Raw genomic sequence first — 24,251 nt, 5'->3', positions numbered from 1 at the left:
GGGGAGGATTTACCTGAGGGTCAGGGGTAGCTGACCGTCTTGGGTATCGCGGGTATCTCGATCCGTTCCTTCTCATCGCCCGGGACCTGCGGGAAATTGCCCGCATTCCAGTCGCGTTTCGCCTGTTCGATCCGGTCGCGGTTCGAGCTGACGAAGTTCCACCAGACGTGGCGCGGCGTCGTGAACGCATCGCCGCCGCACAGCATCGCCCGCCCGCCGCTCGCCGAGCGCAGCGTCGCCGCGATGCCGGGGCGCAGGACGTAGAGCACCTGCGGCTCGAGCGGCACGCCCTCCAGCGTCGCCTCGCCCATGGCGAGATAGACCGCGCGCTCCTCCGCCGCCGCGTCGATCGGCACGCTCGCACCCGGGTCGAGCGCGATGTCGGCGTAGATCGTGCCCGAATAGGTTGTGGTCGGCGCGCTCTGGCCCCAGAGACTCCCCATGATGATCCGCGAGCGCGCGCCATGCGCCTCGATCACCGGCAGCTGCGCCTTGGTGACGTGTTCGAACGCGGGATCGATCTCCTCGACCGCCTCGGGCAGCGCCAGCCAGGTCTGGATACCCGACAGGTTCGGCCCGCCGGCGCGCTCGTCACCGGGCGAGCGTTCGGAATGGACGATGCCGTGACCCGCGGTCATCAGATTGACCGCGCCGGGCTCGATCCGTGCCTTCGTGCCGAGCGAGTCGCGGTGGTCGATCGCGCCGTCGAACAGATAGGTGACGGTCGACAGGTTAATGTGCGGATGCGGGCGCACGTCGATGCCCGTACCGACCTCGAGATGCGCGGGGCCCATCTGGTCGAAGAACAGGAACGGGCCGACCATCGTCCGGTCCTTGTTCGGCAAGGTGCGGTGGACCTTGAAGCCGCCCAGATCATGCGTCGAGGGCAGGATGGTCTGGAGGACGAAATCATCCAGCATGGCGTGTCTCCGTGGCGTCGAGGAGTTCGACGAGGTCCGCTGGATAGAGGACTTCGTCATGCCCCGCGATGTCGTTTCGGGAAAACCAGCGGTGACCGACGAGCAGCTTGCGCTCCTGATCGGTGAGCCCGCCCGCCGCCACGTCGCACGTATCGACGTCGACGCGGAAATAGCGTTCGTCGGCGGTCACCTCGACGCCCTCGAAGGTGCGGAAGTCGACGACGCGGCGCGCGACCTCGGGGCCGCAATCCATGTCGAGCCCGACCTCTTCCCAAAGCTCGCGACGGGCGGCGGCGGCGTAGCTTTCTCCCGGATCGACCGCACCGCCCGGCGTGCACCAGAGCGGCGGGCGATCGTCGGGGGTGAAGCGGAACATCAGCACGCGGTCCTGCGCGTCGACGAGCAGGATGCGCGCGGCGGGGCGCGGGGTTCTCACAGCCCGAGGCACCTCCCCGGCGAAGGCCGGGGTCCAGTTGGATAGGTCGATATGGCAACGGACCGCCCATTGTTATGCCTGTCCCCCAACTGGACCCCGGCCTTCGCCGGGGAGGTGTTCGATGTGAGGAGGCGACCAAGGCTCATGCGGCGTCGAGTTCGGGATAGTGGCGGAAGATGCCGTCGGTGTTGAACGCGATCCGCCGGTCGCTGTTCAGATAGGCCCTGATCGCGGGGATCTCGGCGACCTGGTCGCGGATTCGGATCAGGTTGGGATAGTCGGGTTCGAGCGTGCGCATCCGCTGCGGAAACATGTAGCGAAGCCCCTCGACGATCTGGAACAGCGAGGTGTCGGCATAGGTCCAGCGATGGTCGATCAGCCATTCGCCCGGATTGGCCTGTGCCGCATCGTCGAAGTGACCGAGGAATTTGGGCAGCCGCTCCTCGCGGAACTGCTTCGCGGCGCGCGCGGCCTCGGGCTTCTGGTCGGCGTAATAGTCCATCATCGCGACCGGATGGTGGACGTTGTGGACCTCCGCGACGAGATCGGCGAACGTCAGCTGCAGCTGGTTGAGCCACAGCCGATCGGCCATGTTCGATGGCGCGAGGTCGTGGCGTTCGCCCAGATACATCAGGATGTTGGCGACCTGTGCGATCACCAGACCATTGAGTTCGAGATAGGGCGGGGCGAAGGGCGTGCGGCCGGTGCGGTCGTTCAGATCGGCCATCAGCGCCTCGGCACCGCGATCGTGCGCCGCATCCGTATAGGGAATCTCGCCGCCTTCGAGCGCAAGCCGGACGAATTCGCCGCGGCCCTGGAGGCCGGGCCAGTACCAGAGCGTATAGGCCATCATGCCTCTCCAGGCGCGCGCGCCTTGATCGCGAGCGCGTGGATCTGTGTGCTGAGCAGTTCGGCGAGCGCGTGGTTCACGAGGCGCTGCCGGGCGACGCGGTTAAGCCCTTGGAACGCCGGTGCTTCCACCTCGACACGAAAATGCGTCTCGCCGGTGCCGTCGTCCCCCATATGTCCGGCATGCAGCGCGCTCTCGTTGACGACGGTCAGATGGGTCGGGGCGAGCGCGGCGGTGAGGCGCGCGGTGATCTGGTCCTGTACGGAGCCGGTGGCGAGGTCTGTCATCCGACCTATATAGCCCGTTTTGGATAGACGGGGAGCCGGTGACGCAAGACGCGAGAAAAGAGCGCAAGGACCGGCCCAGCCCCCGTTTCCACGGGCGCGTGGAGGGCAGCGGGCGTGTGTGCATGTGGCCGGGCTGTGCCGAACCCGGCGAATTCCGCGCGCCGCCGCTCGAGGGGCCGAGCGATGGCGGGCCGCCGCAATTCCGCTGGTTCTGCCTCGAGCATGTCCGCGCGTTCAACGCAGGCTATAATTATTTCGACGGGATGACCGCGGACGAGATCCACCATGCGCAGCGGCCGATGGCGGGATGGGAACGCGAGACGCGGGCCTTTGCGCATGGCGGCGGCGACACGCCGCCCAAATGGGCAGACTTTGCTGACCCAATCGACGCGATCGGCGCGCGGTTCGGCGAGCGGATGGCGGCTGCGCGCAAGGATGGTCGCGTGCTGTCCGATGGCGAGCGGCGGTCGCTGCGCGTGCTGGGGCTGGGGACCGACACCGACCGCACCGCGCTGCGCAAACGCTATAGCGAGCTGGTGCGGCGCTATCATCCCGATCGCAACGGCGGGGACCGGGCGCATGAATCGGAGTTGCAGAAGGTCATCGCCGCCTATCAGCATCTGAAGGGTGCCGCGGCGTTCGCCTGACGGGTCAGGAGGCGGGGAAGCTTGCCCCGTCCTTGGTGCCATGCTCCGTCTCGCGGTCATAGGCGATCTGATAGGCGTCGAGCCGGGCCAGCGCTGCCCGTGCGGCGGCGTCCGCGGTCCGGCAGGTCGCCCGCCTGATCGTGGCCAGGATGTCGCCGCGGTGGCGATAGGTGTAGCGGACATGCCCCGCTTCGTGCCGGGCGAGCGCCGCGACGTAGCGGTCCCAATCGGCGCGCTCGGCGGCGGTCAGCCGGGCGGTCGCGGCGAGTTGCGGCATGCGCACCGTTGCCTTGTATCGGATCGTCGTCGCCGCAAGATCGCAGCCGCCGTGTCTGGTTCGCGGCCAGGACCAGCGCAGGTCCCAGCTGCTCAGCGCATCGACCCGGCGGCCGTCATGCGCATCGGTCGGTCGGGCGGCGTCGATCGCCCGGCGGACCGCCATCGCATCGCCGCCATCGACCGGGTAATAGTCGATCGTCACGTCCGGTATTCCGGCAAACGCGGCGTTAGCCTGCGCGCTCGACTGGCTGGTGAGCCCCGCGATCGCGAGCAGCGCGACGAGGGGCCGGATCGGCAGGGCGTGGTCACGCATCGGCCCAGCGACGGAGCAGATTGTGATAGACGCCGGTCAGCCGGATCGTCGCCGGGTCGCCCATCCCTTGCGCCGCGGCGACCGCCTGCACGCCCTGGTCGAGATCGAACAGGATCCGGCGCGCGCCGTCGTCGCGGACCATCGACTGAAGCCAGAAGAACGACGCGGTCCGCACGCCGCGCGTCACCGGTGTCACACGGTGCAGGCTGGAGGCGGGATAGACGACCATGTGCCCGGCGGGCAACTTGACCGATTGCGGTCCGAACTGATCCTCGATCACCAGTTCGCCGCCGTCATAGCTTTCGGGATCGTCGAGAAAGAGCGTCGCCGACAGGTCGCTGCGGATCCGGAAATCGCTGCCGCGGCGGATACGGATCGCGGTGTCGACGTGCAGCCCGAAATCCTGCCCGCCGGCATAGCGGTTGAACAGCGGCGGGAAGACCTTCAGCGGCAGCGCGGCGGCGATGAACAGCGCCGACTGCCCCAGCGCGTCGAGGATCATGCCGCCGGCGTCCTTCGCCGCGGCGGACTCCTCGGGCAATTGTTCGTTGCGCTTGGCGAGCGCGCTTTGCACGCCCGAGGTCGCGTTGCCGTCGACCCACTCGGCCGCGTCGATCAGCGCACGGACCCGCGCGACGCCGGCGGAATCGAGCACGTCTGGAACCGCGATCAGCACTGCGCGCCCTCCCGCAACGCCGCGACGCCGCGCGTGCGGAACGCCGCGATGTCGCTGGCCGCGAGAAACGCCTGCGCCTTCGTCACGAACGCGGCGTTGCCCCGCGCGCCGGCCTGTTCGAGCCAGCCGAGCGCAGCGTCGATCTCGCCCGCCGCACCGAGCATCCGCGCATGGTTGAAACAGCCGCGGAAATCGCCGCCCTCTGCCGCGCTGGCATAGCAGGCCGCGGCACGCGCGAGGTCGCGGGGGCAGGCCCAGCCATCCTCGGCAAAGCTGCCGACGAAGTTGATCGCCTTCGCGCTGGCAAGCCCTGTGTTCATCGCCGCAACTTTCTCCAGCAAAGCGAGCGCGGCCGGCCTGTCCTCGGGCACGCCGTCGCCCAGCGCCAGCAGCGTCGCGTAATTGTACATCGCCCAGTCGAGCCCGCGCGCAGCCGCGACCCGGTAGCATTCGGCCGCACGCGCCTTGTCGACCGGCGTGCCCCAGCCGAGATCGTAGCAGCGCCCGACCATGTTGAGCGCCATCACGTGATGCTGCGCCGCCGCCCTGACGAACCAGGCCAGGGCGGCAGCCGGATCGGCCGCGACGCCGGCACCGTCGAGCAGCATCTGCCCGTAGACCGCCTGTGCCTCCGCCACGCCGGCGTCCGCCGCCTCGCGCACGAACGCCGCGCGGTCCTCCGGAGTGCCGGAGAGGCGCGCGGCGATGGCGTCGGGCGAAAGTGTGTCTAGCGCCGTCACTCTGGTCCTCAGAACCGCAGGTTGACCGTGCCGAACACCGTACGGCCCGCGGCGAGCGTGGCATAGTGGCTGGCATAGGTCTGCGAGAAATAGGTCTTGTTGGTCAGGTTCTGCGCGTTGACGCTGAGGTCGATCATGTCGGTCAGCTTGTAGCTGGCCCGCGCATCGAACCGCCAGTAACCGGGCGTGCTGCGGGTGAGGACCTTTGTCGCGGGGGTTACCGTGACGACGCCCGCCGCAGTCTGCCGCGCGCTGCGATTGTCGGCATAGCCGCCGATCTGTTCGTCCATGTACAGCGCGGTGCCGCCGATCTGCAGCCGCTTCGTCACGTCGATATTGGTCGTTGCGGTGAAGCTGTTCTTCGCGGTCTGCGGCACCTGCTTGCCGGTGTTGACCGACACGACGCCGGTGGTCCGCGCAGGCTGGACGACGGTCGTCACCCCGTTCGCGGTCGTCGTGATCGCGGGGGCGGTCAGCGTCGTGAAGCCGCCGTCGATGATCTTCGGGTCGAGATGCGTGAAGCCGCCAAAGACGGTCCAGCCGGGGAGGATCGTCCCGCTGACGTTGAACTCGAACCCGCGGATCCGCGTCTCGCCGATGAACGATGCGGTGTTCGTGTCGTCGAGCACGCGCGCGTTGGAAATCTCCGTCTGGAACACCGCCGCGCCGAGCTGCAGCTTCTCGGCGAACAGGCTCGCCTTGGCGCCGACCTCGTAGGACTTGGTCTTTTGCGGCTTCAACAGCCCGAGCACTGCGACGGTGATCGCGTTATCCTCGCGGCCTTCGCCGAGCAGGCTGTTCGGCGGCGTCGCGGCGGTCGCGTAGCTCGCATAGAGGCTGGTTTCGGGGGTCGGCTTGAAGACGAGCCCTGCTTGCCAGTTGAAGAGGTTGTCGACGCGCGTGAGCTTCGTCTGCGTTGCGCCCGGCAGGGTGATCGTCGATTCGAACCGGTCGTAACGCGCGCCCAGGTTCAGGATCAGCGCGGGCATCAGCGTGATCGAATCGAACGCGTAGACCACCTTGGTATTCGCGTCGTTCTGCGTTTCGGTCGACACCGCGCCCCGTGCGATCGGGGTCTGCGTCGTCGACGTGTCGCTCGCGTAATTGACCCATGGCGCATAGGGATCCGGATTGAACAGGCTGACGCAATAGGAGCGCGCGATCGTCGCCGTGTTGCAGCGTGGCGAGATCGTCGAGCCGTTCGCCGACACGAACGTGCCGCGCCGCGTCTTTTCCCATGAAAGCTCGGTGCCGAGCGAGAAGCTGTGCTCGATGCCGCCGGTATTGAATTTGCCGTAAAGGTCGGTCTGGTCGACGATGCTCTCGCTATAGCCGTAGCGCGTGTTGCCGCGCGTCCAGACATAGCCGCCATTGGTCACGTTCGCGCCCGTATTGGTCGCGGTGGTGCCATAGACATTGCCCTGGCTGTCGTCGGGGAGGGTGAAGATGAAGCTTTGCGTGCTGTGCGTGTAGCGTGCGGTGTTGCGCAGCGTGATGCCGCCGAAATCATGCTCGACGCGGATCGTCGCCTGGTTGGTGTCGGCGTCGCGGAAGTCGCGCGCGGCCAGCCCGTAGAAGTTTTTCCGGGAGACAAAGCCGGTCTGGCCGCCCGCGGTCGTCACGGTCCCGAGCGCGGGCCGTGTCGTGACGCTGCCGGTGCCGGGGTGATTGTTGATCGTGTAGAGATAGGGGATGCCGCTGTCGGGCAGTTCGCTGCTTTCCATATGATAGAAGCTCGCGGTCAGCCGGGTCGGCGTGCCGAGCCCGATCGCGACGGAGGGCGCCACGCCCCAGCGCTTCTGCCAGATCGCATCGCGGCCCGCGACATCCTGGTCGTGCCACATGCCCTGGATCCGGAACGCCGCGGTGTCGGAGATCTTGAGGTTCAGGTCGCCGGTGACCCGCTTATAGTCCGCCTCGCCATAGCTGCCGCTGAGCGATCCGAACGTGTCGAGCACGGGCAGACGCGACAGGATGTTGATCGTGCCGCCCGCCGAGCCGCGGCCGCCGAGCGTCGAATCGGACCCGCGGACGATCTGGACCGATTCGACCGCGAACACCTCGCGCGTCTGCGAGGCGAGGTCGCGGACACCGTCGACGAAGATGCTGCCCTGGCTGTCGAACCCGCGGATGAAGGGGCGGTCGCCGATCGGATTGCCGCCCTCCGCGGCGCCGAAGGTGATGCCGGGCACGGTGCGCAGCGCATCCGCGAGGCTGTTCGAACCGGTCTGTTCGATCACCTCCTTGGGCAGGACGATGATCGAGCGCGGGGTATCGACCAGCGGCGCGACCTGTTTCGGGCCGGCGTCGCGTTCGCGGTGGCCGTTGACCAGGATCTCGTCACGGTGCTGCACGTCGGCCGTATCCGCCGTGGCCTTAGGCGTCGCCGTCGTCCGGTCGGCATCGGCGGCGAACGCCGGCGCGGTCGTGAAGGCGCCGATGCAGGACAGGGCCAGGAAGGCGGGCATCGTGGCAGGACGCGGCGCGGCGCCCCACGGCGAAACAATCGACATAGTGAAACCCCTTTTGCTCTTGGGGCATCGCTATTGAGAGTCGTTCGCACTGTCAATGCTAATGCGACTGGTTCTCAAGTCGACGAGGCGAACAGCCAGCTCCGCAAGGCACTGGCAAGGTTCGGGGGCACGTCCGCGACGATGCGCAGCGCGTCGATCTCGGCGACCAGCGCCGACAAGGGCAGGCCGAGCCGGACCGCCTCGCGCTCGAGTGCATGCCAGAAGATCGGTTCGAGGCTGATCGACGTCTGGTGACCGGCGATCGTGATCGACCGCTTCACGGGGCCTGCAAACCCGCCGCGCGGGGGGGCGATCACGCGCGCGGTGGCCGAATGGCCGTCACTCGGTGTCGAAGAGCGATGCGAGCTGTTCGATGATCGTCCCGCCGAGCTGTTCGACGTCCATGATCGTCACCGCGCGCGCATAATAGCGCGTCACGTCGTGGCCGATGCCGATCGCGACGAGCTCGACCGGCGACCTGGTCTCGATCCAGCCGATCACCTGACGCAGATGACGTTCGAGATAGGACCCCGAATTCACGCTGAGCGTCGAATCATCGACCGGTGCGCCGTCGCTGATCACCATCAGGATGCGGCGTTCCTCGGGCCGCGCGACGAGCCGGGCGTGCGCCCACATCAGCGCCTCGCCGTCGATATTTTCCTTCAGCAACCCTTCGCGCATCATCAGCCCGAGCGAGTTGCGTGCGCGCCGCCATGGCTCGTCAGCGCGCTTGTAGACGATGTGGCGGATGTCGTTGAGACGGCCGGGCTGGGGCGGACGACCGGCCGCGAGCCAGGTCTCACGCGACTGGCCGCCCTTCCACGCGCGCGTGGTGAAGCCGAGGATCTCGGTCTTCACGCCGCAGCGTTCGAGCGTGCGCGCGAGGATGTCCGCGCTGATTGCGGCGATCGAGATCGGGCGCCCGCGCATCGACCCCGAATTGTCGATCAGCAACGTGACGACGGTGTCGCGGAAATCGGTCTCGCGCTCGGCCTTGTAGCTGAGCGACAGCGTGGGGTTGACGATCACGCGGGCGAGCCGCGCCGCGTCGAGGATACCCTCCTCCTGATCGAAATCCCAGGAGCGCGACTGCTGCGCCATAAGCCGGCGCTGCAGGCGGTTGGCGAGTTTCGAGACCGCGGACTGGAGATGGACCAGCTGCTGGTCGAGATAGCCGCGCAGTCGCGCCAGTTCCTCGGCATCGCACAGCTCGGTCGCGGCGATCACCTCGTCGAACTGCGTCGTCCATGGCTTGTAGTCGAACGCGGTGCCCATGTCCGCCATCGGGCGGTTGGGACGGACGGGCTGCATGCCCTCCTCGCCGTCATCGCCGGGCTCGCCGTCGATGTCGTCCATCGACTCGTCGCTCTGCTCCTGGCCGTCGCTTTCCTCGTTCTGCTGCTCGGACTGCTCGCCGCGCGCCTCGACTTCGCCCTGGCCGTCCTCGCCCTGGTCGTCGCCTTCGTCGCCCTCGTCCTGCTGCTGCTCGTCGGTGCCCTCATCCTCGGAGCCGCCCTCTTCGCTCTCCTCGGGGACCTGGTCCGCCTGGACGAGCTCGAGCTCGGCGAGCATCTTGCGCGCCAGGCCCTGGAACGTCTTCTGGTCGTCGATCGCATAGGCCAGCGCGTCGAGATCGGTCTTCTGCTCGATCCACTCGCGCACCAGCGCGAGGCCGGGGGCGGCGACCGCGGGCGATTCCTGCCCGGTCAGCCGCTCGCGCACCATCAACCCGAGCGCGGTCGACAACGGCACCTCGTCCCGGTTGCGCGCGCGCGTGATCGGGTCGGCGCGCAGCCGGACGTCGAGCGCCATGGCGAGATTGTCGCTGATCCCGGTATAGCCGCGCGACCCGAGCGCCTCGACGCGCGCGGTCTCGACCGCGTCGAACACCGCACGCGCGACCGCCTCGACCGGCGCGGCACGGTTATGCAGCGCGATGTCGTGATGCTTCAGCTGAAGCGCGAAGCCATCGGCGAACCCGCGCGCTTCCGCGACCTGTTCGGGCGGCAGCGCGCGCGCGGGCATCGGCACCTTGATGTGCTTGCCCGACTGCGCCGGCGCGTCCGCGGTGAAGGCGAGCTCGACCTCGGGCTCCTCCGCGATCGCACGCGCGGTGCCAGCGAGAACCGCCTTAAACCGGTCGAGGGGCGTTTCGTTCGCCAAGGCCTCAGGCCTTGCCCATCACGCTCTCGGGCAGGTCCTTGCCGAACACGCGCTGGTAATATTCCGCGACCAGCGACCGCTCCGCCTCGTCGCACTTGTTGAGGAACGACAGGCGGAACGCGAAGCCGACGTCACCGAAGATCAGCGCGTTCTGCGCCCAGGTTATGACGGTACGCGGGCTCATCACGGTCGAGATGTCGCCGTTGACGAAGCCCTTGCGGGTCATGTCGGCGACGCGGACCATGTTCTCGACGACCTTCTTGCCGTCGGGCTTGTCATATTCCCCCGACTTGGCGAGCACGATCTGTGCCTCGACCTTGGCGGGCAGATAGTTGAGCGTGACGACGATGTTCCAGCGGTCCATCTGACCCTGGTTGATCTGCTGCGTGCCGTGATACAGCCCGCTGGTGTCGCCGAGGCCGACCGTGTTGGCGGTCGCGAACAGGCGGAACCAGGGGTTCGGGCGGATCACGCGGTTCTGGTCGAGCAGCGTCAGCTTGCCCTCGGTCTCGAGCACGCGCTGGATCACGAACATCACGTCCGGGCGGCCTGCGTCATATTCGTCGAACACGAGCGCGGTCGGGGTCTGCAGCGCCCAGGGGAGCAGGCCTTCGCGGAACTCGGTGATCTGCTGGCCGTCCTTCAGGACGATCGCGTCGCGGCCGATCAGGTCGATGCGGCTGATATGCGCGTCGAGGTTGATGCGGATGCACGGCCATTTCAGCCGTGCCGCGACCTGCTCGATATGCGTCGACTTGCCGGTGCCGTGATAGCCCTGGACCATCACGCGACGGTTGTGCGCAAAGCCCGCAAGGACCGCGAGCGTGGTGTCCGCGTCGAAGACATAGGCGGGGTCGAGATCGGGGACGCGCTCGTCCGCTTCGGAGAAGGCGGGTACCTCCATGTCGGAATCGATCCCGAACATCTCGCGCACCTTCACCATGCGGTCGGGGGCGTCGAGGATCGTCGTCTCGCGGCTGTCAGGCTGGGTATTGGGGATATCGGTCATGCTGGCCTCGTGTTCCCGGTAGCTCTAGGCCAAGCGCGGGTGAATACTCAACCGCGACGTACGCGATTGTCGGGAAGACATCATCGAACCGCCGGACGCGCGATGGGTTCCCGCCCCGCCGGGAATGTGGCGGGGCAGGGCTTCGGTTTGCGCCTATCGGCCGAGCAGTACGCGCGCCTGGCTGGCGATCTGCGCGAGCATCGCGGCGTTCGGGACGGCGGCGTGGCGCGCACGGTCGATCACCGCCTTGAACTGCGCGACGCGGGTGGCATTGCTCGCCAGCCATGTGTCGACCGCGCCCTGCGGATCCCTGGCTCCGCACCGTGCGAGGAACTCCAGCCGCAACTGCTGGAAATCGCGCGCAAGTCCGGCGATGAGCAGCCGTTCCCACGGATCCGACGGCGTGATCCGCGCCGCATTGGCCTGTGCCCAGTCGAGCCCGAGCGCCTGTCCGAGATGCGTGAAGGCGCGGGTCAGCACCGCCTCGTCGAGCGCGAGGCGCTCGCCGAGATCGGCTAGCCCGACCGCACCGTCGAGCTCGAACAGCCGGACCACCTTGATCGCGAGGTCGTGCGGGGCACCTGCCGTCTCGAGCTGCGCGGCGATGCGGTCGCTCTGCGCGCTCGCCTCCTCGAGGAGCAGCGCCTTGGTCTGGCCATCGAGATGCGTGATCCCCTTGGCGAGCCGCGCGAGCACGGCACCCGGCATCGTGCCGGGCGCGGACACGCGCAGCAGATCCGCGATCTGCGAGCGCGTCGCCACCGCCACCTCGTCGAACAGCGCGATGCGTGCGGCCTCGGGCATCGGTCGTGACTCGATGTCCGCCCAGAGCGAGGGCAGGTCGAACAGCCGTTCGGCGACGACGAACATCGCCGCGATATCGCCCATCGCCGCGCCTTCCTCTTCGGCCAGCTCGAACGGGTGGAGCACGCCGAGCCGGTTGACGATGCGGTTGGCGAGCTTGGTCGCGACGATCTGGCCGCGCAGCCGGTGGTCGTCGATCGCCTGCGCGAAATGCTCGCGCATCGCGGCCGGGAAGGCGGCGTGAAGATCGGGCTTGAGCGCAGGGTCGTCGCCGAGCCCGGCGTGCTCGATCGAATCCTGCAGCGCGAGCTTCGCGGTGGCGAGCAGCACCGCGAGTTCCGGACGCGTCAGGCCATGGCCGTCGAGCCCGCGGCGGAGCAGGTCGTCATTGGCGGCCAGCCCCTCGACCGCGCGATCGAGCCGTCCGCTGCCCTCGAAGATCTCGATGACGCGGACATAGCTCGGCATCGAGCCCGGCCCGCCACCGCCGCCGGTCGCGCCACCAAGGCCGCCGGGGCCCCCCAGCGCGCCCGCGCCCTCGGCGATCGACAGCGCGAGCGTCTGGAGCCGGTTGTCCTCGAGCACGAGATGCGCGACGTCGTCGGTCATGCTGGCGAGCAGCGCATTGCGATCCTCGTAGCCCAGGCGTCCCTCGATCATCTCGCGGTTCAGCGCGATCTTGATGTTGACCTCGTTATCCGAGCAGTCGACGCCCGCCGAATTGTCGATGAAGTCGGTGTTGATCCGCCCGCCACGCTCGGAAAACGCGATGCGCGCGGCCTGCGTGACGCCGAGATTGGCGCCTTCGCCGATCGCGGTGACGCGCAGATCCTCGGCATTGACGCGCAGCCGGTCGTTGGCGGGATCGCCGACCTGGACGTTGTTCTCGGATGCCGCCTTCACATAGGTGCCGATGCCGCCGAACCAGAGCAGGTCGGCGGGCGCCTTGAGGATCGCGGAAATCAGCGCGCCGGGTTCGATCTCGTCGACCGCGATGCCGAGCACGGCCTGCGCCTCGGGCGAGAGACGGATGACCTTGGCGGTGCGCGGATAGACGCCGCCGCCTTCGGAGATCAGCGCGGTGTCGTAATCCGCCCAGCTCGACCGGGGGAGGGCGAACATGCGCGCGCGCTCGTCCCAGCTTGCGGCGGGATCGGGGTTCGGATCGATGAAGATGTGGCGATGGTCGAACGCCGCGACGATCTTGAGCGACTTCGACAGCAGCATGCCGTTGCCGAACACGTCGCCCGACATGTCGCCGCAGCCGACGACGGTGATCGAATCGCTCTGCACGTCGATGCCGCGCTCGGCGAAGTGACGCTGGACCGAGACCCAGGCGCCCTTGGCGGTGATGCCCATAGCCTTGTGATCATAGCCGACCGAGCCGCCGCTCGCGAACGCGTCGCCCAGCCAGAAGTCACGCTCGAGCGCGAGCGCGTTGGCGACGTCGCTGAACGTCGCGGTGCCCTTGTCCGCGGCGACGACGAAATAGGGATCCTCGCCGTCGAGGATCGCGACGCCCGCCGGATGGACGACCTTGCCCTCGACGATGTTGTCGGTGATCGACAGCAGCGTGCGGATGAAGATCCGGTAGCTCTCGGTCCCTTCCGCCAGCCACGCGTCGCGGTTGGACGGGGCGGGGAGCTGTTTGGGATAAAAGCCGCCCTTCGCGCCGGTCGGCACGATCACCGCGTTCTTGACGCGCTGCGCCTTCATCAGCCCGAGAATCTCGGTGCGGAAATCGTCGCGGCGGTCGGACCAGCGCAGGCCACCGCGCGCGACCGGGCCGGCGCGCAGATGGATGCCCTCGATCCGCGGGCTGTACACCCAGATCTCGCGCCATGGCACGGGCGCGGGGAGGCCGGGGATCAGGTGGCTGTCGAGCTTGAACGCGAGCGCTTCGGCCGCGGCGGGCGTGAAGGCGTTGGTGCGCAGCGTCGCGCCGACCAGGCTGTGATAGGCGCGCAGGATGCGGTCGTCGTCGATCGCGGTCACCGCGTCGAGCCCGGCCTCGATCGTCGCGTCGGCATCGGCGGGATGCCCGGCATCGGCCGGATCATGCGCGGCGGCGAAGCGCGCGATCAGCGCGGTCGCGACTCTCGGCGCGCGGCGCAGCGCGTCGACCACCGTCGTCAGGCCGTAGGGCAGCCCGGCCTGGCGCAGATAGCGGAACCAGGCGCGGAACAGCACGACCGCCTGCGGGCTCATCCCGACCTCGACGATCAGCCGGTTGAACGCGTCGTTCTCCGCCGCGCCTTCGAGCACCGCGGCGATCGCGCGCTCGAGCGTCGCGGCGTCGGCCTGCGCGACCGCATCGTTCGCCTCGAGCACGAAGTCGTGCACGAAGGGATCGCTGTCCTCCTGCAGCCGGGTCGGCAATTCGCCGATCACGCGGAAACCGAAATTCTCGAGCACCGGCACGGCATCGGACAGCGGCAGCGCGCCGCCCAGCTTGTAGATCTTGAGCTGGCGGTCTTCGCCGGGCGCGCTGGAGATAAGGCGCACCCCGCGCGACCCCGGCCCGTCGAGCGCGGCGAGCCGCTGGATGTCCTCGGCCGCTTCGGCGGGGCTGCTGAGGTTGCGATAGTTTTGCGGGAAGGCGGCGGCCCAGCGCAGCGCGAGGCGGGCGGCGCGCGGCGAGGGCAAGGTCTCGACCAGCGCGGCCTCGACGTCGGACACCCAGCCGCGGACCATCCGCTGCAGCCTGAGCGCGAGCGGCGCGACGTCGGGCACGCGGCCTTCGCCGCGCAGGTCGAGCGTGTAGCGCAGCATCGCGGTCTCGCCGTCCTCGAGCGCGATCGACCAGTTCAGCACGGTGGCATTCGCGGCCTCGGCGAGCATCTCGCCGATCGCGGCGCGGCGGCCGGTCGTGACGTCGTCGCGCGGCAGCCAGACGAAGCCGAACAGATGGCGGCCGAGCGGCGATGCGACCAGCACCAGCGCGGGACGCGGCCGGTCGGCCAGGCTCATCGCGGTCAGTGCGAGTTCCTCGAGCGCGTCGGGCGCGAACGCGATCACCAGATCATGGGGCAGGGCGGTGAATGCGTGGGTCAGCGCCTTGCCCGCATGGCCGCGCGGATCGAAGCCGAATTTCGCCTTCATCGCGGCGAGCCGCGTGCGCAGGATCGGCACGTCGCGCGGCATCGTCGCCAGCGCCGCGCTGGTCCACAGACCGCTGTAGATCGACAGTCCCGCGATCGTCTCGCCCTCGATCACCGGGACCACGACCAGATCGAGCGGGACGGCGCGGTGGACGGTCGAGATCAGGTTCGACTTCAGCAGCAGGGGGGCGAGATTGCCCGCCTCGAACCACTGGATCGCGAGCGCGCGTGAGGCCTCCGCCAGGATCGGCACGGCATGCGGATTGCGCGCGATGCCGAGCGCGGCGCCGCCGCTGCCGTCGCGGTGCCAGACCTGATGCCCGAGCAACGTCAGATGCCCGTCGAGGAACCAGCGCAGCAGCGCGGCGCCTTCCGCATCGGGGCCATCGCTGTGGAGCAGCGCGATATCGGTCGCCATCGCGCCCTGCATCGCGCGCCAGTCCTTCACCGCCGCGCGCACATCGGCGAGCACGCCGGTCAGTTCCTCGATCAGCCCGCGCCGATCGCGGGCATCCGCGCGCTCCATCTCGAGATAGATCATCGATTCGGCGGGGCCGGTGTCGCCGATCGCCTGGAGCACGCCGTCGGGGCTGCGCGTCGTGTGAACGACCGGGTGGATGATGCGATCGATCGCGATGTCCTGCGCGGCGATCGCGGCGGAAATCGAATCGACCAGGAACGGCATGTCGTCGTTGACGATCGCCAGCCGCATGCGGCGGCGCGTGTCGTCGGCGCTGATCGGTTCGAGCGCGATGGCGGGCGCGCCATCGTCGCGGCGAAGCGCCGTGGCGACGACGAAAGCCGCGGCGTGCGCCGCCTCCGTCGTGCCGAAGTCCTTGAGTTCGCCCGGAAGCGCGCGTTCAGTCAACCGGGCGGCCAGCGCGTCGGTCAGCGTCGTGGAAAGATCAGCCATGACCGCGCCTATGCGCCGGGTAGCATACGACCTCAAGGCTTGTGGCAGGTGCGAACACCGCTGTTGCGGTGCAGCATTCGGATGCGCGACGGCGCGGCGCGAACACGGTTTTCGCCTACCCGATCGCGGCCATCGCCTGCGCGGTGAGGGCCGCGTCGTCGGTGATCGTGCCGATGATGTCGAGCCCGCCATCCACCCCCGCGCGGGCGACGAGCAGGACGATCGCGCCGGGCTCCGCATCGGTCCGGAGCACGACATGCGCCAGCGTGTCGGGTGTCGGGCCATCGGTCGGGCCGGTCGCCGCTATGGGGTCGGCGAATTCGGCACTCGGCCCGTCGGCCCAGATCGGCGCGCCCGGCGAGGTGGCGGGCGCGTGCCCGGTCGAGGCCAGCGACGCGCCGAGCCCCGGCATCATCGGCGCGTGGCGGGCATAGGCGGTGAGCCCGGACGCGGACGGCACCGGCGCCGCGCGAACCGCCGCCTCGAGCTCGGCGGCGAGCGTGGCCTGCATCCGGTCGTCGGCGAGTTCCTTCCAGTTGATCACGCCATACAGGAAATCGATGCCCGCGTCGCTCGACGAGAATGGCATGAGGATGCCGCGGTACAGCGTCGTCCGCCCGCGGCTGTTGACGAATTCGGCCTCGAACCCGATCGGCGCGCGATTCGCGATGATCTGCAGATAATGATCGGTCAGCCGCGACAGCAGCGACCGGCTGGGCACGTCGGCGATCGACGTGATCGGCCCGACCAGTCCGCATTCCTCGCGCAGCTTGGCGCCGAGATAGGCGATTCGCGGATCGTCGATCGTCATCACCGCTGCGGCATCCCGATCCGCACCCGTGCCCGGATCGGTGCGGAAGTCGAGCAGCACGCTGTGCGGGCCGAAATCGGCGATCGAGCCGGGATCGAGGTCCGCGATCGTCGGATAGGGGCGTCCCCTCAGCAGTGACACCCAGTGGTTATAGGCGCGGACATGCATCCGGCGTTCGTCCCCGCCCAGATCGAACATCACGTCGTTGACGCCCGCGTCGGTCGCCCCGCCGGGAAGCCCCGTGCCGGCCTCGTCGATCTCGCCGTATTCGCCGTCCGGCTCGCGTCGCATGCCCATACCGAAAACTTCCCCGTTCACTTACGGCTGCTTGTGCACGCTGCTTGGTAAACGGCACGTAAATGCGGGTTAGCGCTTGTCACGGCAAATTTCCCCTGTTAAGCGCCGCCCCCTCGACCGGAGATATCCGTCATCGGGCCGCTTTAGCTCAGCTGGTAGAGCATCGCATTCGTAATGCGGGGGTCACAGGTTCGAGTCCTGTAAGCGGCACCATCGACATGTTGTTGAAAACACTTACATTTTTAGCTCCTCCCGCATGGTTGAGGATTTTCGGCTCCGGTAGGGTTCCGGTGCATCGAACCCGGTGCGAGCTTTTCGATTTCCGAAATGATGCTCTCCAGAGCGCGGACGACGCTCGGAAATTCGCCGATCGCATATACCTCGGTCTGGCTTCCGGCGCGGTGGCCCATGAAGCCCTCCAGATCCCATTTCTCAGCGCCGCGGTTGCGGACGAGCGTCGCAAGGCTGTGGCGCAGCACATAAGGGCGCCATTCGCGGCCGGTGGGCATGTCGAGCTTCGTCAGCATCGTGTCCCAGGCGCGGTCGACGTCCTGCACGGGGCGGCCGTGATAGTTCACTAGCCAGCCGCGGCCCGATCGCTCGGCGGGTTTGAGTGCCATGTAGGTCGAGTATTCGGCGAATAGCCAGCGATCTAGCAGCGGGAGAACGGGTAGGAGCGCGCGGTGCTTCTTGTTCTGCGTGCGGCCCTGTGGGTTCAGATCGATCGTCCCGGCGCCCGGCCACCATTGCTGGCGATCTGGAGCGACGCTGATATCTACAACCGCGCCCGGCCGCGCGATGGTGCAGACCGAAGCTACGAGAAACGCATGGAGCGAGCCGCGCTGGCGATCGGGCTCGGCCGCATAGGCGAGCATCTTCGCGATTTCCTCGACGCCGATTCGCGTACGGCGCTGGCGCTGTACCTGTCGGGCGGGAAGGGGCTTGTAGATCGGGCGCTTGTCCGAGCGCGGCGGCTCGGCGTTGGCGGCGTGGTTCAGGACTGCGATCAGCTGCGCGATCGACGCCTCGGTCGCGGCTGGCGAGCGGGTGCGTGACACCGTGACCTCGCCCTTGCCGTTACGCCATTCGACCGGCTGCAACCGCGACCAGGCACGGAACGCGTGGACGAACACGGACGAGCAGGCGACCGCACAGCTGGTGGCGTGACCGAACCGGCCTTCCGCGCCCAGCGCCTGCTCGGCATCTAGGAATCCAACGACGTGCGCCAGCCGTCCGGCGATCGTGTCCGCCGACACGCGCGTGTCGCCCCATTCGATTTTATAATCCGCGATAGCGTCGGTCAGGAGATAGGTTTGCGCCTGCGCCAGCGATTGGCCGCAGGCGTGGCAGAAGGCCGGCGCCTCGCCCTTGTCGGCAAGGTAGAGCGTGTCGAGCGCAAGGATCGCAGTGGCTTCGTCTACCGTACGCGTCGACGAGCTTCGCTCACGTTGCGCGGCGGAATCGTACCACCAAACATAGAAATAGGGGCTCCGACGGGTTCCGTCTGCTCGCTCGTCATGAGCGAGCCAGTATTTGCCCCGTTGATAGACCGGCGGCGTGCGTCGCGACATTGTGTTCGTTCTTTCAGATATTCGGATTTGGCGCGGTGCGTCATGTCGAAGAGGCCGAGGCTGCCCAGCAGATCGAGGTCGGCGGACTCCAGCCGGATGCCCTTTCCAAGCTCGGCGGCGCGGGCGAGCTTCTGATCGAGCCGGACGATCGAGGGGGCGTTCATTGGATCGCCTCGCGCAGCTTGCGGGCGTGGGCGAGAAGCCGCGCGCCGCGCGACTCCCGCGCTGCAGCAACGTCTGTAATGTTCGAGACCGACGCGCCGCGGTCCCCGTTGATCTTGAAGTTTAGCGTGGGGGCCCTGACGCACAGTTCGTCGGCCAGCTTGCCCTTGCCGAGCAATCCGGCCGCGGTATCGAGCCTCATCATCTGGACCACCGCGATCGGGAACGTGACTTGTTCCCGCTTTCGGGAACAAGTCACTGATCGTGGCGGTGGGACGAGTTGGCATACTTGCGTGGGCGCGGGGCGGGTCATCATGCTGATCCACCCGCTGCGGGGCGATCGAGCGGGTGCGCCAGCCGCCGCTCTTGTAGAAAGTGTTTCGACAAGAGCGGCGGGGTTGCGGGGACATCTCCGAGCGCAAGGCCGCAGATGCGTTGCCATTCCGGCGCGACCGTTGCGACGATGACGCCGAGCGCGGTCGCGCCGCCGCCTATGAACAGGCCAGTGCAGACGCCGTGGAGGATAGGCATCGTGACATGGATCATGGGGCAATCCTTGCAGGCAAAAGGGTGGCGGCACCGAAAGCAGGATCTTCCGGAGCTGCGGAGGGATGGTTCAGGACGGTCGCGGCAGCTCGGCCGCGGGAATCAGATCAGGGGATGATCCGGGGGATGGCGACTTCCGCCGCGTCTGGCGGGTGGTCGTCATTGGCCGGCACGCGGTGGTCGTCGTTGGCCGGCAAGTGATTGTCGTCGTTAGCGGGCTTCGAGCGCGATTGGCCGTACGGCAAGCGGATCGCCGACTCCGGGATCATGCTCGGCCGCCCAATGCGGAAGATGCAGAGCCGCGGCACGATGACGTGACCGCATTTTGCGTTCTGGCAAATATAGCGGATATCTCGCGGCAGCCGATCGATTTCAAACAAGTCACAGGCGATCGGGCGCGTCAGGCAGTGCGGGCACACCATGGCCGGAACGCGCGGCGTATAGCTTCTCCTATTCGTCACTGATGGGTCCCCCCGGTATTGCCCGACCCCGTCGACATGGTGGGACGAAGGAAATTTGGCAGGCGCCGACGAATGCGGCGCAGAACGCCGTCAACCTGCTGCGCCTCGACCAGCGCACGATGATGATCGCGCGGGGACGAACCGGGCTGGGCGGCGGCAAAAAGGGCGGAGTGCAGTTCTCCTGCCTTGTGGATGAAGTCGAGCGAATCCGCCACGAGCGCGAGGCGACAGGCTTTCTGCTGCTGGATCTTGATCCCGAGTTGCTGACTAAATGCGTCACGGAACGGCGCATCCTCACCGCCTGCAAGGCGATGGGCGGTATCTAACGCCAGGGCTTGCATGAGGGTCGGCAGCGTTCCCGTGTCGGGGTCGGACCACTCGCGCATAGTCCGCGCTGAATAGTCGCGCTTAGTGAGCGCGGTAATGACGCGCGCAGCTCCGGCCGGGCCGATCTGCGTGAGAACCTTAGTCATCGCGTCCTGAAACGTATCTGGCGTGCGGAGCTTGGTCATGCGCCGCCTTCTCGCTGCAAAACCGAACGCTGATGGCAATCGACCTTGCCATAGGGAGGAGGTAGGTCAGTTAAACGAGGCACGTCTGAGAGCCCATTAAGCGGAAATACAACGTCGAGGGCACTGATCTGAATGCTGAGTTCGCGGGCCATTTCCAAGACCTCCGGCTGCTTGGTCGATGGAATACGTCCTGCGGTTTTCGAGCTTAGAACGGTGGACGGCCGTTCAATGAGCGCAGCAGCCATCGGCCGGACGCCGCCAAATCGATCAAAGAGGTTGGATGCCATGACCATGAGCAGCTATGTACGATAAAGTCGCACAAAATATCAACGGTTATTTCGTACAGACAGCGTGCGAAATTTTCGCGACGTAGCACCGGTGGAACCCGCTGCTATCAGGCTCAAGAAACTGCGCGAGGCTGCTGATCCAGCGCTGAGCGTGCGTAAACTCGCGCAATTGCTAGGCATGCCCGCGTCGACGTACGCGTTTTACGAGGACCCGAAAAAATTTAAGAAGGCTTATCTGCCGATCGAACTGACAAAGTCGCTCGCCCAGCGTTTGACACCTCATGGCATAGACCAGTGGGATGTGCTGGCGCTGGGCGGCTTCGAGGAAACGAATGCGCCGACCATCGAGGCCAGTATCAAGCCCGTCGCGCAGTTCGCGACCATGCAGGTCCTGTTGCCGGACGCGCGCGCTCTGGAGCGGATGTTTCTTGGAATTCTGAAGGCTTCGGAGGGCTTGCCGCAGGAAGCGCTCGCGCGTGAACTCGCACAGCTGCTTCCCAGAGGGCTCGGGCTTCTTCAAGGGCCGCTCGTGTTCGAGCAGACGGATGACGACGATGCTCCTCAAGCCGATCCTGAAGACGGTCACGACGATCGTCCCGCGCGCCAGCGAGCATAGCGCAAGTTGTTTCACACCGAGCGCATCCGCGCTCACATCGGGACTGAGACTGGAACACTAAGACCATAACGCCGACTCATATCGTTCTTATTATGTTCCGATCCGTACGGCACGATTTCCAACAAAAATAGGGGTGCCTGCGAAAACTGGCGTCTTCCCAACATCGAGCTGCTCAATGCGATAGGATCCGATTGCGGAATGGGTCAGCTTGACGGATTTATGCTGAGCAGGTGTCAGCAACTGGTGGGAAGCCGCCAGTCCGCTTTCGGGCGCCGACCGCGAAAAGCAGACGTTCGTTCAGTCGGCAGGGCAGGGGCCTGAAACGTCCGCGGATGGTGGAAAGCACCACGGCAGCTTTCGGCACCTGAGGTGACTTAAGCCGCAGCTTCCCGATCCCTATAAATGACCAGCTACAGACGCTGCGGCTCGACGACGTCAAGGACATCGTCATGCGGGCCTTCGACGACGACGCCGGCGACTAGCGGGCGGTCGTGCGGCGTTGCCATCGAAAAGCTTCCTCTCGCCTCGACCCGATACATCGGTGAGCCGACGTAGTGCGGCACGAGGTAGCAATGTCGCACAAGATAATTCAGCATGTGCACCGACAGTCCGACGATGCACGAAGCCTCGATGGGACTGAAGGCGTTCAGGACGCGGGATGCGGCGCTATCCGGCGAGTCGCGACCTTTGCTCATTCAAAACTAGCGAGGTATGCTCAAACCTGTATCAATTGTTTTCGCGATGGCCCTGCCGTCAGGTATCAGACGCGGGGTTGCGGGAGCGTAGGGCTTGGCATAACGTGCGGGAACAGACTATTCGTTCCCTTTGGGTTCCCGCCTAAATCTGGTGTTTACGAAGTCGGGGGCACAAGCGCGGTGAGGGAGAAGATTTAATGCCCGTGATGGCGGTGGCCGATCAGAACGACGCGCGCGGATCCGCGCAGGTCTTGGCCCGAACCGCGAGGAAGTGCATCGACGGGACGCTGCAGGCCTCAACCCATCGCATTGCGCTCAACAACATCTACCGGCTGCTTCACGCCTATCGCAGCCACGGCTTCGCAGGATACTCCTACGCGTCCCGTACGCTGCGCGGCCCCGAGGCTCTGACCCTGATGCCGACCCCCGACCGTCGGGTATATCTGCTGGCGGATGCGTTGGAGCGCGCCCTTAGTGAGACTTACGGCAACGTACCGGGCGGCGCCGTCTTTGACGAGCTGGACCGGGTGATTCTTGTCGTGGCGGGCAACAGCAAGGACGAGCTGGTGGACGAGCAGCGCGAGAAGGCGTCGCGTTTCTTGGACCGGTTCGCCGAGCATCTCCAGCCGAGCATCTAGTTGGACCCCCTCTCGTTCCTCAGGGAGGAGTGCCACAGCGTCGCGTCTGCTCTCAACGAGACGCTTCGGCACGACTACGGGCCCGATCAGTCCGGACACTATTTTCAGGAGTGCCGCGAGCGGCTCCAAGCGATCCGTCAGGCGATCGATGAGGATCCGTCGATGGATCGGGCCTCCATCGCGGCGCATATGGGCGAGCTCAGCGCGCTCGGTAGCAGGATCTCCCTCATAGAGCGCTCCCACTTGGGCGAGTTCTCCTGGCCCTTCGCCGGCGTGATCAGGCGGATCGCGGACACGATGTTCCGCGAACCCACGATCGACGGCCTCAAGCCCCCCATCGTGCACGTCGTCGCGGAGGGGATGGACTACCAAATCGTCGACGACCACGTGCCGAACGGCGGCCTGCGGCGCATCATCATCGTGGCGTTCCCACGCCAGTTGAAGCACCACGTCCTGATCCATGCGATCTTCGGGCACGAGCTGGGCCACACCGCCTATAATGTGGAGGGCACGGGACAGACGATCCAGAACAGGGTCATGCCCATCCTGAAGCGGGGCATACTGTCGGATCCCGGAACCGCTCGCGCCTGGCTCGAGAGGGATGACGCACCGGCCGCCATCCGCTCGGCGTCGGCATCCGCGAGGAAGCGCGCATTCGACGAGCAGACGCTGGTGAATTGGCGCCAGGAGATCGTCAGCGACCTTTTCGGCCTCTTGCTGTTCGGCCCCGCATTCGCTGCGGCCCATCGGACCGTGATCGAGGCGCTCTGCCCGCGGCCCGATTCCTTCCAGCTGGGGAATTCGACCCACCCCCCATATCCGGTGCGGCAGAGGATCCTTGCCAGGGCCATCGTCAAACTGGGCTGGAGCAAGACCATCTCTTCTCCAGACGCGGAGGACCTGTACGCGGCCGAGACTGCACTCATCGGTTACCTAACCCAAAGCGTGGACGATCCATGGTTCGACCTCCTCGACGATCAGCAGCTCGAGGAGGCGCTCGCGGCGATCTCACAGATCTTCAAGTCCTTCCCCGGCACGGCCTATTCCCCTCCCGGCAAGCGGGTTCTCTCCGAACTCGTGAGGCGTCTCAGCCTCGAGCGGCCGCCCATCTACCAATCGCTCTCGAAGGAGGGCCACCCGCAGAACCGCGTCGTCCCCGTCGCACACTGTCTGTATGCCGGCTGGACCTTCTGGTTCGGTCGCGATCGCCTCACGGAGGCCGCGAGGCGCACGGATCGGGAAGTCAGGGAACCCAGCTTCCTTGAGATCAACCGGCTTTGCAACCAGGCCATCCTGCAGCAGGAGGCGATCGACTTCGTTATCGAGTCAGGTACCTGCGCATGAGCACGCTGGGCAAGGGCGAGATCATCAAGCGGATGCGAGCCGGAGGTCTTTCGGTGACGCCGCTGCTCTCTAATTCTCAAATCGGCGCGGCGAGTGTGGACCTGCGGATGGGAAATGTCGTCATGATGGTGCGCGCGCGGGGATCGTCCCACGTCGATCCCCTTGGCGTGAAGCGTGCTGCGACTGGCCCCGACCATGCGCGGGAGGAGAACTACCAGCAGAAGCACGAAAGGCATGAGTTGCCGTTCAAGTCGTCTTTTCTACTGCACCCGGGCGCCCTTGCGCTTGTTCCGACCCTCGAATGGGTAGTGATCCCCACGGACCTGATCGGCGCGGTGACGGCGCGGTCGACATGGGCAAGGGAGGGGCTCAGCATAGCGACCGCCACGTTGATCGAGCCGGGCTACAAGGGCATCGTCACCCTCGAGCTCGCGAACCTCGGGGAAATTCCGATCGCCCTGTACCCGGGACTTGAGATAGCGCAGATCTCATTCACCAAGGTAGTGGGAGCGGCGAAGCGCGAGGATCGCGCGCAGTTCCGGTTGTCCTTCGAGCCACGGCAGGGTTCGGTGGCGAAGCCCAGCGAGTTCCCGTTCCTACCGGACTAGCCCAAGATGGCCTTAACGCCGCTTCGGTTCCATTACGGCTTCGCCCGAATGC

General features: G+C 66.7%; 23 protein-coding genes, 1 tRNA gene and 1 pseudogene. 6 read left to right on the top strand and 19 right to left on the bottom strand.

Going from position 1 to position 24,251, the window contains the following annotated elements; genetic code table 11:
- Positions 1-20: 20 nt before the first annotated feature.
- The 4 genes from IFT87_RS15370 to IFT87_RS15355 form a co-directional block, all read right to left on the bottom strand.
- Positions 21-920 carry a pirin family protein gene (locus IFT87_RS15370; protein ID WP_037530851.1) on the bottom strand — a complete coding sequence of 300 codons (900 nt, stop codon included), beginning with the start codon at positions 918-920 and terminating at the stop codon, positions 21-23.
- Positions 910-1,356 carry an NUDIX hydrolase gene (locus IFT87_RS15365; protein WP_056408949.1) on the bottom strand — a complete coding sequence of 149 codons (447 nt, stop codon included), beginning with the start codon at positions 1,354-1,356 and terminating at the stop codon, positions 910-912. The genes IFT87_RS15370 and IFT87_RS15365 overlap by 11 nt, the downstream gene beginning before the upstream one ends.
- A gap of 142 nt (positions 1,357-1,498) precedes the next feature.
- The gene (locus IFT87_RS15360) at positions 1,499-2,206 is read right to left on the bottom strand and encodes a glutathione S-transferase (protein ID WP_037530853.1); all 708 of its coding nucleotides are present in this window, start codon (positions 2,204-2,206) and stop codon (positions 1,499-1,501) included.
- Positions 2,206-2,493: a BolA family protein gene (locus IFT87_RS15355; RefSeq protein WP_031396501.1), complete on the bottom strand. Its 288-nt coding sequence runs from the start codon at positions 2,491-2,493 to the stop codon at positions 2,206-2,208. The genes IFT87_RS15360 and IFT87_RS15355 overlap by 1 nt, the downstream gene beginning before the upstream one ends.
- A gap of 122 nt (positions 2,494-2,615) precedes the next feature.
- Here IFT87_RS15355 and IFT87_RS15350 point away from each other — a divergent pair, with 122 nt between their 5' ends.
- Complete coding sequence (locus IFT87_RS15350) at positions 2,616-3,140, top strand: J domain-containing protein (RefSeq protein WP_081877806.1); 525 nt, start codon at positions 2,616-2,618, stop codon at positions 3,138-3,140.
- A gap of 4 nt (positions 3,141-3,144) precedes the next feature.
- Here the strand turns inward: IFT87_RS15350 and IFT87_RS15345 are convergent, their stop codons facing one another.
- The 9 genes and pseudogenes from IFT87_RS15345 to IFT87_RS15305 all read right to left on the bottom strand — a co-directional run.
- A complete protein-coding gene (locus tag IFT87_RS15345; protein ID WP_031441068.1) occupies positions 3,145-3,732 on the bottom strand; it encodes a DUF922 domain-containing protein in 588 nt (195 codons plus the stop codon).
- Complete coding sequence (locus IFT87_RS20520; RefSeq protein WP_107045083.1) at positions 3,725-4,408, bottom strand: Fe2+-dependent dioxygenase; 684 nt, start codon at positions 4,406-4,408, stop codon at positions 3,725-3,727. The genes IFT87_RS15345 and IFT87_RS20520 overlap by 8 nt, the downstream gene beginning before the upstream one ends.
- Positions 4,402-5,148 (bottom strand): tetratricopeptide repeat protein, encoded by a 747-nt coding sequence (locus IFT87_RS20515; RefSeq protein WP_037530855.1) that lies wholly within the window; start codon positions 5,146-5,148, stop codon positions 4,402-4,404. The genes IFT87_RS20520 and IFT87_RS20515 overlap by 7 nt, the downstream gene beginning before the upstream one ends.
- Positions 5,149-5,156: 8 nt before the next feature.
- Entirely contained in the window at positions 5,157-7,661 is a 2,505-nt protein-coding gene (locus IFT87_RS15330) for a TonB-dependent receptor (RefSeq protein ID WP_249403386.1), read from the bottom strand.
- Between the two features lie 74 nt (positions 7,662-7,735).
- On the bottom strand, positions 7,736-7,978 hold the full coding sequence (locus tag IFT87_RS15325) for a ribbon-helix-helix domain-containing protein (protein WP_037530859.1): 243 nt from the start codon (positions 7,976-7,978) through the stop codon (positions 7,736-7,738).
- A gap of 22 nt (positions 7,979-8,000) precedes the next feature.
- The gene (gene cobT / locus IFT87_RS15320) at positions 8,001-9,824 is read right to left on the bottom strand and encodes a cobaltochelatase subunit CobT (RefSeq protein ID WP_037530861.1); all 1,824 of its coding nucleotides are present in this window, start codon (positions 9,822-9,824) and stop codon (positions 8,001-8,003) included.
- Positions 9,825-9,828: 4 nt separating this feature from the next.
- Positions 9,829-10,833: a cobaltochelatase subunit CobS gene (gene cobS / locus IFT87_RS15315; protein WP_031393922.1), complete on the bottom strand. Its 1,005-nt coding sequence runs from the start codon at positions 10,831-10,833 to the stop codon at positions 9,829-9,831.
- Positions 10,834-10,986: 153 nt separating this feature from the next.
- Complete coding sequence (locus IFT87_RS15310; protein ID WP_192191196.1) at positions 10,987-15,651, bottom strand: NAD-glutamate dehydrogenase domain-containing protein; 4,665 nt, start codon at positions 15,649-15,651, stop codon at positions 10,987-10,989.
- 292 nt (positions 15,652-15,943) lie between these two features.
- A pseudogene (locus tag IFT87_RS15305) lies at positions 15,944-16,753 on the bottom strand (PAS domain-containing protein); the annotation flags it as partial.
- Between the two features lie 143 nt (positions 16,754-16,896).
- On the opposite strand from IFT87_RS15305, the gene IFT87_RS15300 reads away from it, so the two are divergent.
- A tRNA-Thr gene (locus IFT87_RS15300) sits at positions 16,897-16,972 on the top strand.
- 29 nt (positions 16,973-17,001) lie between these two features.
- Here the strand turns inward: IFT87_RS15300 and IFT87_RS15295 are convergent.
- The 6 genes from IFT87_RS15295 to IFT87_RS15270 all read right to left on the bottom strand — a co-directional run bounded on the left by IFT87_RS15295 (position 17,002) and on the right by IFT87_RS15270 (position 20,298).
- A complete protein-coding gene (locus IFT87_RS15295; protein WP_192191195.1) occupies positions 17,002-18,330 on the bottom strand; it encodes a hypothetical protein in 1,329 nt (442 codons plus the stop codon).
- Between the two features lie 160 nt (positions 18,331-18,490).
- Positions 18,491-18,697 carry a hypothetical protein gene (locus tag IFT87_RS15290; RefSeq protein WP_192191194.1) on the bottom strand — a complete coding sequence of 69 codons (207 nt, stop codon included), beginning with the start codon at positions 18,695-18,697 and terminating at the stop codon, positions 18,491-18,493.
- Between the two features lie 107 nt (positions 18,698-18,804).
- On the bottom strand, positions 18,805-19,038 hold the full coding sequence (locus IFT87_RS15285; RefSeq protein ID WP_192191193.1) for a hypothetical protein: 234 nt from the start codon (positions 19,036-19,038) through the stop codon (positions 18,805-18,807).
- Between the two features lie 107 nt (positions 19,039-19,145).
- Entirely contained in the window at positions 19,146-19,460 is a 315-nt protein-coding gene (locus IFT87_RS15280) for an ogr/Delta-like zinc finger family protein (protein ID WP_192191241.1), read from the bottom strand.
- Between the two features lie 35 nt (positions 19,461-19,495).
- Complete coding sequence (locus IFT87_RS15275; protein ID WP_192191192.1) at positions 19,496-20,011, bottom strand: hypothetical protein; 516 nt, start codon at positions 20,009-20,011, stop codon at positions 19,496-19,498.
- Positions 20,008-20,298: a carph-isopro domain-containing protein gene (locus IFT87_RS15270; RefSeq protein ID WP_192191191.1), complete on the bottom strand. Its 291-nt coding sequence runs from the start codon at positions 20,296-20,298 to the stop codon at positions 20,008-20,010. Before IFT87_RS15270 ends, IFT87_RS15275 begins: the two co-directional genes overlap by 4 nt.
- Before the next feature lie 91 nt (positions 20,299-20,389).
- On the opposite strand from IFT87_RS15270, the gene IFT87_RS15265 reads away from it, so the two are divergent.
- The 4 genes from IFT87_RS15265 to dcd all read left to right on the top strand — a co-directional run bounded on the left by IFT87_RS15265 (position 20,390) and on the right by dcd (position 24,199).
- A complete protein-coding gene (locus tag IFT87_RS15265; protein ID WP_192191190.1) occupies positions 20,390-20,914 on the top strand; it encodes a helix-turn-helix transcriptional regulator in 525 nt (174 codons plus the stop codon).
- Positions 20,915-21,806: 892 nt separating this feature from the next.
- A complete protein-coding gene (locus tag IFT87_RS15260; protein WP_192191189.1) occupies positions 21,807-22,247 on the top strand; it encodes a hypothetical protein in 441 nt (146 codons plus the stop codon).
- A complete protein-coding gene (locus IFT87_RS15255; protein ID WP_192191188.1) occupies positions 22,248-23,591 on the top strand; it encodes a hypothetical protein in 1,344 nt (447 codons plus the stop codon).
- Positions 23,588-24,199 (top strand): dCTP deaminase, encoded by a 612-nt coding sequence (dcd, locus tag IFT87_RS15250; protein ID WP_192191187.1) that lies wholly within the window; start codon positions 23,588-23,590, stop codon positions 24,197-24,199. Before IFT87_RS15255 ends, dcd begins: the two co-directional genes overlap by 4 nt.
- The last annotated feature ends 52 nt before the right edge of the window (positions 24,200-24,251 follow it).

This window comes from Sphingomonas sp. CFBP 8765 (assembly GCF_014841445.1).
GTDB classification, from domain to species: Bacteria; Pseudomonadota; Alphaproteobacteria; order Sphingomonadales; family Sphingomonadaceae; genus Sphingomonas; species Sphingomonas aerolata.
Note: the sequence above shows the minus strand (reverse complement) of the source record. Positions and strands in the feature narration are given on the sequence as shown.